This is a genomic window from Pseudomonadota bacterium (assembly GCA_018242545.1).
Lineage (GTDB): Bacteria > Pseudomonadota > Alphaproteobacteria > 16-39-46 > 16-39-46 > 16-39-46.
Map to the genome: position 1 here is coordinate 1 of JAFEBT010000074.1, position 8,325 is coordinate 8,325.

Annotated in this window: 8 protein-coding genes; 4 read left to right on the top strand and 4 right to left on the bottom strand. The window is 35.6% G+C overall.

Going from position 1 to position 8,325, the window contains the following annotated elements; genetic code table 11:
- Positions 1-220 precede the first annotated feature (220 nt).
- Positions 221-811 (top strand): hypothetical protein, encoded by a 591-nt coding sequence (locus JSS34_07780; protein ID MBS0186213.1) that lies wholly within the window; start codon positions 221-223, stop codon positions 809-811.
- Positions 812-868: 57 nt separating this feature from the next.
- Here the strand turns inward: JSS34_07780 and JSS34_07785 are convergent, their stop codons facing one another.
- Complete coding sequence (locus JSS34_07785) at positions 869-1,939, bottom strand: MltA domain-containing protein (protein MBS0186214.1); 1,071 nt, start codon at positions 1,937-1,939, stop codon at positions 869-871.
- A gap of 14 nt (positions 1,940-1,953) precedes the next feature.
- Positions 1,954-2,631 (bottom strand): Tim44 domain-containing protein, encoded by a 678-nt coding sequence (locus JSS34_07790; protein MBS0186215.1) that lies wholly within the window; start codon positions 2,629-2,631, stop codon positions 1,954-1,956.
- Positions 2,632-2,764: 133 nt separating this feature from the next.
- Between JSS34_07790 and JSS34_07795 the strand changes: the two genes are divergently transcribed.
- Complete coding sequence (locus JSS34_07795) at positions 2,765-3,367, top strand: cob(I)yrinic acid a,c-diamide adenosyltransferase (GenBank protein ID MBS0186216.1); 603 nt, start codon at positions 2,765-2,767, stop codon at positions 3,365-3,367.
- Positions 3,364-5,142: an aminopeptidase P family protein gene (locus JSS34_07800; protein MBS0186217.1), complete on the top strand. Its 1,779-nt coding sequence runs from the start codon at positions 3,364-3,366 to the stop codon at positions 5,140-5,142. The genes JSS34_07795 and JSS34_07800 overlap by 4 nt, the downstream gene beginning before the upstream one ends.
- 41 nt (positions 5,143-5,183) lie before the next feature.
- On the opposite strand, the gene JSS34_07805 is transcribed toward JSS34_07800, so the two are convergent.
- Both JSS34_07805 and JSS34_07810 read right to left on the bottom strand, forming a co-directional pair.
- Positions 5,184-6,452, bottom strand: coding sequence for a HipA domain-containing protein (locus JSS34_07805; GenBank protein ID MBS0186218.1), 1,269 nt, complete (start codon positions 6,450-6,452; stop codon positions 5,184-5,186).
- Positions 6,442-6,780: a helix-turn-helix domain-containing protein gene (locus JSS34_07810; GenBank protein ID MBS0186219.1), complete on the bottom strand. Its 339-nt coding sequence runs from the start codon at positions 6,778-6,780 to the stop codon at positions 6,442-6,444. Before JSS34_07810 ends, JSS34_07805 begins: the two co-directional genes overlap by 11 nt.
- A gap of 274 nt (positions 6,781-7,054) precedes the next feature.
- Here JSS34_07810 and JSS34_07815 point away from each other — a divergent pair, with 274 nt between their 5' ends.
- Positions 7,055-8,317 carry a hypothetical protein gene (locus tag JSS34_07815; GenBank protein ID MBS0186220.1) on the top strand — a complete coding sequence of 421 codons (1,263 nt, stop codon included), beginning with the start codon at positions 7,055-7,057 and terminating at the stop codon, positions 8,315-8,317.
- Positions 8,318-8,325 lie beyond the last annotated feature (8 nt).

Here is an 8,325-nt window from a genome sequence, read left to right on the forward strand (position 1 = left end):
GCGCTATTTATATGATTGCTTCTATCGTTTGGCTCAATTGATGACACGCCCTAGAACTTTAGTTCTTTTTATTGAAAAAATTAAAAGAAACGTGATATAAGTTACGAAATCATACAGAATTTTTTTCTAAATAATTATGAAAAAGTTAATGAGCTTTAGATTTACTGATGATTTAGAGAAAATCTAAAATTTTTTTAATTTAATATTAAGGAATTGAACAATGAAAGTTAATTATACAAGCCGTAATATCCAAAATAGAGAAAAAATGACAATCACTTATTATATGGGCGTTTTTGCTACTATGGCGATGATTTTTGGATTTCAATCTTCTCAAGCTATGAACACTGAAGATTCTGATTCATCAGCTGCGGTTACAAAAAAAGCTCTTTCAAAAACCAATCATGGATTTAAGGCCAATGTTCGATCGAAGATTATGGAAGACTTTACTAATTTGGCTGCATTGATGACAAGATTTTCCCGGGAAGCAGGATTAGCAACAGGAAAATCCTTTGGTTCAGGGAGTGGTATTTCATTTATGGAGGCGACAGCGACAGATACGATAAATGAATCCGGAGAAGGTGGCCAATTGCTTGCACACTATAAAATTCTTTTAGGTGCTCAGATATTCTTAGGGGATAAGGAAGTGAAAAATAAATTCACTCTCGAGGCTCAAGTATCTCAAACCTATGGTAAAGATACAACGGATGAACAAAAAGACCAAATTTGGAACACCAATATGCAAGGCGCTCTCCTGGAAGCTTTAACGCAAGACTTTAAAAGAAAATTTACTGCTTCTTTAACTTCAAATTAATTCAGAAGATATAAGCTTCTAGATAGGGAAAATAAGTCCAAACTGGACTCTCCTAATTTATTTTTTCGGCCAAAGGAGCATCATATCTGCTTTGTTATTAAGGAGCCCTGCTTTTTTTCCTGCTTCTTCGCCTGTTCCCCAAAAAAGATCACCCCGTTTAGGGCCTTTAATAGCACTTCCTATGTCTTGTGCTAAGACGAGACGCGGAAAAAAAGAACTAATTTTTGAATTTACATCAAAAGCATTAAGCCAAACAGGAAGCCCGAGGGGGATATAAAAAGGATCGACCGCAAGGCTTCGAAGAGGGGTTAAAGGAAGAGTATTAAAAGTACCTCTCGGAGCTTCTTCAAAGGAAGAAAGTTCCTCAAAGAAGATATAACTTGGGTTAAGAGAGAGGATTTCAATGAGCTGATCAGGCTTTAATGATCGAAGATATGTTTCAAGGGTTTGTTTTGTTAAAGGATCTTCGGTCAAGATCTTTTTTTGAAGGAGCATTTTTCCAAGAGAAACATAGGGATGCCCATTGCTTGCTTTATAGCTAACGCGTATCAAAGTACCGTCTTCTAAAGAAATTTTACCAGATCCTTGAACATGAAGAAAGAAAGCAGAAATCGGGTCTTCTAAAAAAAGAAAAGGAGAGTCTTGAAGGGCTCCTTTCATAATTTCATGTTGCGTATAATAGGGATAAATCTGATGATTATCTGCGCGTCGTCCAGCCCATCTTTGGCCTTTTAAAAGAGGATTATAAATTCCTAAATCAGGAATAAAGAGAAGATCAGCAGGAGGTTTATAGAGAGGAACGGAATAACGATCAGAAGGCACACGAGAGCCTTTTAATATTATTTCATAATATCCAGTTAAAACACCAAGCTGAGGGCTTTTAGATGCCATTGGAGTAAAATAAGTTTCAAGAAATTTCTTAAAATCAGAACGAGAAGAAGGAGAATTTTTAAGAAAATGATGACATATTAAAAGAAGATCATTTTTAATGGAAGGAGGACAAAGTTCAGGATCTTTTAAAAAACTTTCTAAAGACTTTTTAAATGGTTGAAAAAAGTTTTCCAAAGAGTCTTGTTGCCAAAAAGGAAGATTTTCAAAGGAGAGGGGTTTAGAAAAAAAAGAGGTCATTAATGCATAAACATTTAAGAGGAAGGAGGGCCTTCTTCTGTTGCAATAAGAATCCAATTTGGATCTTGTGCATTCAGAGGTTTTTCAAAAGTCCATAAATCAATGCACATAAAAACTTCTTGAGAAACAATTGGAGGTTTTGAAATGCTTGAATTAGGAGAGGTTGTCGTATGAGTTTGTTCAGATTCAAATTGAACATCAATTTCCATCGTATGGGATGTAAGACGGGCATTTAGAATTTCAGCGTTTAAATCTTTAATAAGAATTTGAAGGGTTTGATGCTTTTCTTCACGAGCTTCAATATCTTTTATAAAAAGGGAAAATACTTTGGAAGAGAGAAGCGATTTTAAGGTTTTTTTATCAGAGTTTGAAAATGCTTTCAGAATTGTTTCAAAAGCACTCTGAGCGCCTTCCAAAAATTCTTGTACGTTAAAAGTTGAATCTTTCTTTTTAAATGATTCTAAAATGCGTTGTCCTCCTTTGACACCTTTTTCAGTTTGTTCAAAGGGAACATCAATAATGGCCTCTTTGCTAAAGAAACGTTTTGCTTTCTTTTTTAAATTTGAGTCTTTTTCAGGAGGAGAAGGTTCTTGAAATGGATCTTTTTCTGTTCCAGTTCTGCTTCCTAAAACCGTAAAAAGTCGAAATAAAATAAAGACAGCAAAGAGAGCAAGAATTAAAATATCGATCAAGATGGTATTTCCTTTATATTAAGGAGATTATAGATTAAATTTGGCAAAGGTAAAACGTTTTTTTTAAAAGTCTTTGTAAAGAAGGAAGATTAGAAAGAATGATCTTAAATCTCAAAGAAAGTAAAAATTTTTCATGGTTCAATTAACGCGAATTTATACCAAAGGAGGAGACCGTGGAAAAACATCCTTAGGGGATGGAACCCGTGTTTTAAAAGATAGTCTGCGCATCGAAGCCATTGGGGATGTCGATGAAACAAATGCAACACTCGGGCTTATTTACACTTATATGGAAGATAAAGGCACTCAAGAAGAAATTCAATCCTTGCAACAAGACCTATTTGATCTCGGTGCGGATTTATGTTGTCCTCTTTCTCCAAAAGCTTCAGAGTCTCGTCTTCAAATCCAAGAAGAACGCGTTAAGGAGCTTGAAAAGAAGATTGATTTTTATAACACGTATCTTGAGCCTTTGACCTCGTTTGTGTTGCCAGGAGGAACGGTTGTTTCTTCATATCTCCATTTGAGCAGGACGGTATGTCGGCGCGCGGAACGAAAATGTGTTTCTTTAGCTCAAAAAGAGTATGTCAATCCTTATGTGATTCAATATTTAAACCGTTTGTCTGATTTCTTATTTGTTTTAAGTCGATTTTTAAATGAATGTGGAAAAAAAGATATTTTATGGATACCCGGCAAAAATAGAAAAAAATCTTTTGATGAAAATGAAAGAGATTTTTCATGAGTACACCTCAAATCATAGACGCTCTTCGAAAAAAATTAGAGCAAGAAAATTTGGATGGGTTCATTATTCCCCATGGAGATGCTTTTCGCAATGAGTTTCTTCCTCCTGAATCGAAGCGTCTTTATTATATAACAGGCGTTGATACGTCAGCTGGACTTGGAATTATTCTTAAAGACACAGCTGCTTTATTTGTAGATGGCCGTTATAAACTTGCTGCAAAGGCAGAGATAGATTTAGAATTGTTTTCAGTTTTTCCTTTATCATATGAGGATATACAACAATACCTTAAAACACATTTTAAAGCAGGAATGAAACTAGGAATTGATTCATGGACGGTCTCAGTAAAAGAATTTGAAAAGCTTGAAAATATTTCTAAACTCTTAAATATTCATCTTATGAGGATAACACCGAATTTAATAGATCTTATCTGGAAAGATAAACCGACGCCTTCTCCAAGCCAGGCTTTTTTGTGGGAAGATCATTATGCAGGTGAGAGCACATTTTCAAAGCGTCTTCGAATTTCAGATTTTCTTAAAAAAGAAAAAGTAGATGCTTTTTACATTAGCTTGCCAGAATCTTTAAATTGGCTTTTGAATATTCGCGGAAATGATGTGCCTTTTACGCCTCTTCTCTTAGCAACAGGTATTTTATATCAAGATGGACATATGGAGATTTTTACAAATCTTCAAAAAATACCTTCTTTATTTTTAAAACAGTTCAATCCTTCAGTTCAATTCTTAGAAATGGATCAATTAGAAACTTCTCTTATAAAGATTTCTAAGTCACAACAAAAAATCTGGTATGACCCTCATCATACGCCTATGGCAATCTTAGACATTTTAAATTCAACAGATGTTCTTCTTTTCCCTGCAGATGATCCTTGTCTTTTAGAAAAGGCTCTTAAAAATCCAACTGAAATTTCAGGAATGCGAAAAGCACATCAGCGGGATGGATATGCGATTGTCCAATTTTTAAGTTGGCTTGAGACTCAAGAGCTGGATCAAGAACTTTCTGAAATAAAAGCAGCTCAAAAACTAACATCATTTCGACAGCATCTTCCTTTATATCACTCTTTAAGTTTTGAAGTTATTTCTGCTGTAGGATCAAATGGTGCGATTGTCCATTATCATGCCAAAGAAGGATGTGACAAAATTCTCTCATCAGGGAAGCTTTATTTAGTTGATTCTGGAGCTCAATATCTCGATGGGACAACGGATATAACGAGAACGGTTCTTCTTGGAAAAGAAGCTCTTTTTCCAGAAGCAAAAGAAGCCTTTACGCGTGTTTTAAAAGGACACATTGCATTGGCTTCCATCAAGTTTCCCAAGGGAACAACAGGACATCAATTAGACATTCTTGCTCGGCAGTTTTTATGGGAAAAAGGGCTCAATTATGCCCATGGTACAGGACATGGCGTCGGTGCTTTTTTATCTGTTCATCAGGCTCCTCCAAGTATCTCTCATCGTCTATCAAGCCTTTTACCTTTGGAAGAAGGAATGATCGTTTCGAATGAACCTGGATATTATAAAGAAAATGCGTTTGGAATACGCATTGAAAGCCTTTTGCTTGTGGTCCCTTCAGAATGGAAAGAATTTTATGAATTTGAAACACTTACGCTTGTTCCAATTGATAAAAAACTTATTTTAAAAGAACTCTTAACACCAGCTGAATTAAACTGGCTTAATCTCTATCATCAAAGAGTCTTTGAAAAGCTCTCACCCGAGCTTTCTTTCGAAGAGAAAGAATGGCTTAAAAACGCAACAGAGCCTCTATGATCCTTTAATGAGATATTTAAGATTGTATTAGACTCTTAAATTTAAATAAAGAAACCAGAATAAACAAAGGCAGGCCGAATGAGCTCAATGTCAGAACGATGGACACCTGATTTATGGGTTATATCATACCAACTTTTTTCAATTTTTTGAGTTATGTCCTCTAAAAGGGTCGTGGCTTCTTCTTGTGTTAAAAGAAACCTTCCATGGTGCGTGAGAATATTTTTTGCATTTGCAAAACGACCATAATTACCGCAAATCATAGCAAGGTCTCGACGGTCATTTGCTATGACGGGAGAGGGTGTTAGATCATAAGCTGGAGAAAGAGTCCAGTTTTTTCTTTCTGCAATAAAAGCATGATTACGCGGATGATCATCTAAGTTAGATATAAGAGCATTAAAGCATATGCGAAGGAAAAGCTCTTTTAAATCTTTTTTTGGATTTTGACTGAAACGACGTATTTCTTCAGCAAGAAGAATGTAAGACCATTTGTCCCTATTTTCAAATGTATCATCAGCTCTTAAAATTGAAAGAGCACTCACCATCCGTGCTCTTGTATATTCTTTTTCCTTTTTTTTACGATCAAAACGCTTAACAAGCAAAACATCCTGCCCTCCAATTGATTCTAAACGATGTTCCGATGTATTAATTCCAACATGTTGAGCAAGCTCAAGCATGGCATATTCAACACGTGCAACGTTCCACCTATCATCAAATCGATTGAATTTTGCAATCCATAATCCAGCATGGTCTTCAACAACAGTTTTTGGGCGAGCCCCTCCCATGGATGTTCCGATCAAAAGGAGGTTTTTAATTCTATTTCTTTGTGAATCACCAACACTATCAACATTTTTGTCTTGAATAAGAGTTTCAGAAATCTCAATTAACTTTTTAAGATCCATAACTTTATTAAAGTGGTGGGTGGAAAGAGGAGGCTTTACTGTTAGGCCAAATCCTAATGCTCCAGCCCGATCATCAGGAGATTCAAGTAAATAATCAATTTCATTTAAAAGAGCTCGCTCACTTTGTTTTTCAATTACGTATCTTCCCCAATAGTCGGGACCCGCATCCCGTAATGCTCCAAAGATACCTTCGTGTTGAAATGTATTATAAGTATTTTTGGTTAACTTAAGTTCGATAGGATCAATTTCAACGGCATTTGGATTTTCAAGATATGAGCGCGCGTATACAAATCTTCCATAGGGTCCTTGAGGATAATTTTCCAAAACAAAACGTCCAGCTGTAATAAAATCTGTTTCTTCAGGAAGTATTATATAAACAAAAACTTCTCTTTCAGACGAGTTAGAAATCATTATCAAGACCTTTTCTTTTCCGAGCGCGTATTTTTTTATCTAGGCTTGCGAACCTTAATCCTTCTTCATCGTCATTTGGATGAGCAAGGGTGTTAAAAGAGGGTAAATCATAAAGCCATAAAAGAGCTGCATAAACAGCAATTCCTGTCGAAATTTTTCCTTTTTCAGCATCCATAACAGCACGAGGTCCAGTTCCAATTCTTTCGGCAGCTTCAGAAATTGTTATGCCTCGCCGGAGTCTTGCTGTTCGTAAATTATTACCCAGAACGTAACAAGCCTGTTCAACCATATGGGGTGGAAATAAAAGAAGCGCATTTTTAGAGGGCATTATTTTTTCAAGACTTGTTCGAGTTCAAAAAATTGATAAGCTTAAAAGTGCTTTTAAGAGAATTATAACCTAAATAATATGCTTTTGAAAGCATATTATTTAACTGGGCTTTAAGTAAAATCCATAATTTTAACAAACGAATATGAATCTAATCAATTTGGTTTACAAAATGAAAAAAGCGAGCTTCCTTCTTGAAAAATAATTTTTAGCTCTATGTATTCTATAATGATTTGTATATGCTTATATTCTTAATTTTTGATCAGGATTTTAATTTATGGTTTTTCATTTTAAATTCTATTTATCTATCTTATTTTTTCTTTTTGTTTTTATGGCTTCTTCGCTTTTTGGTATGGAAGAAGATTTCTTAGATTGGAGAGCACGACCAGCGTCTATTGTGAACTCCATAGAGTCAAGTTATTCACAATTAAATAGATCTTATAGCCTCCCGACTTCTTCTTGGGGGCTTTTTAATGGGGGACCTTCCTATGATATTTTAGGAGTAGATCAATGCAAACTATTCTTAAGGCTTATGGAAATAGCCCATCAAGAAAGACGCACAGACGTTTATTTTTTAGATCATGGTGCTGGAAATTTTCAATCTTGTGATGCCATGGCGAAATACATTAACGACCATCAATATGTATTACCCAAAGGAATGAGAGCGTACATTGTAGGAACACGGGGGAAAAAATATCTTGGAAATATCATTGAAGAGGTCGGAATTTGCAAAGTTTATAAATTTGGATCTTTTAAAATTGAAGAACATGAAAATGAACTTCTTAAGCGTGGGTTTGGAGCACACATACAATTCGCTCTTACGGTTTCCCGCTGGGCGCAAAGGCATCTTGTAGATGTTTTAGGAACATACCTTCAACTCTATGAAAGAACGCACCGTGGCGGATTTCTTATCATGGATTGGGGGTATTATTTATATGCTGGTGAAATTTGTAACCATAGAACTTCAGTGAGTGATATAGCACGGGCGCATTTATTGGATCTTCTTCTTTTCACAAAATCTCCTTTTTTATTCCTTCCTTGTGGAGATTGGAGTTCAAAAACGCTCGATTCATTCCTTCTTCAAAAAACACACAATCAACCTTTGCGCCTTCCTCTCTCTTATGAAGGCACAGAAAGTTTTGATAAAGATGTTTATGATATCGCATCAGGGTGTATGGTAAGATTTAAAGTTCATGATTCTCAGTTTAAAAAATGGCATCATGTTGAAGAGGCAGCCCTTGCTCTCTATCGTTCTCAAGATTTTCCTGAAAATCCCTTAAATGATTATAATGTGCTCTGGGGAGATTTAAAGCTTTTTAATTGGATTAGAGAACATCGGTTAACAACTGAGCACACAGCACGGTTTCAACAACTTTTTCAAATAGGCTCAAAATCACTTACCGTAACGCCTCTCTATTCTTATGCAGAAACATGTCAACGAAAAGCTGAAGTTTCTCAAAAGGCTTCTCGTTTCGCAGAAAAGGAAAAAAAGATTAGGGCGTGTCATCAATTGAGCCAAACGATAGAAGCAATCATATAAATAGCGCC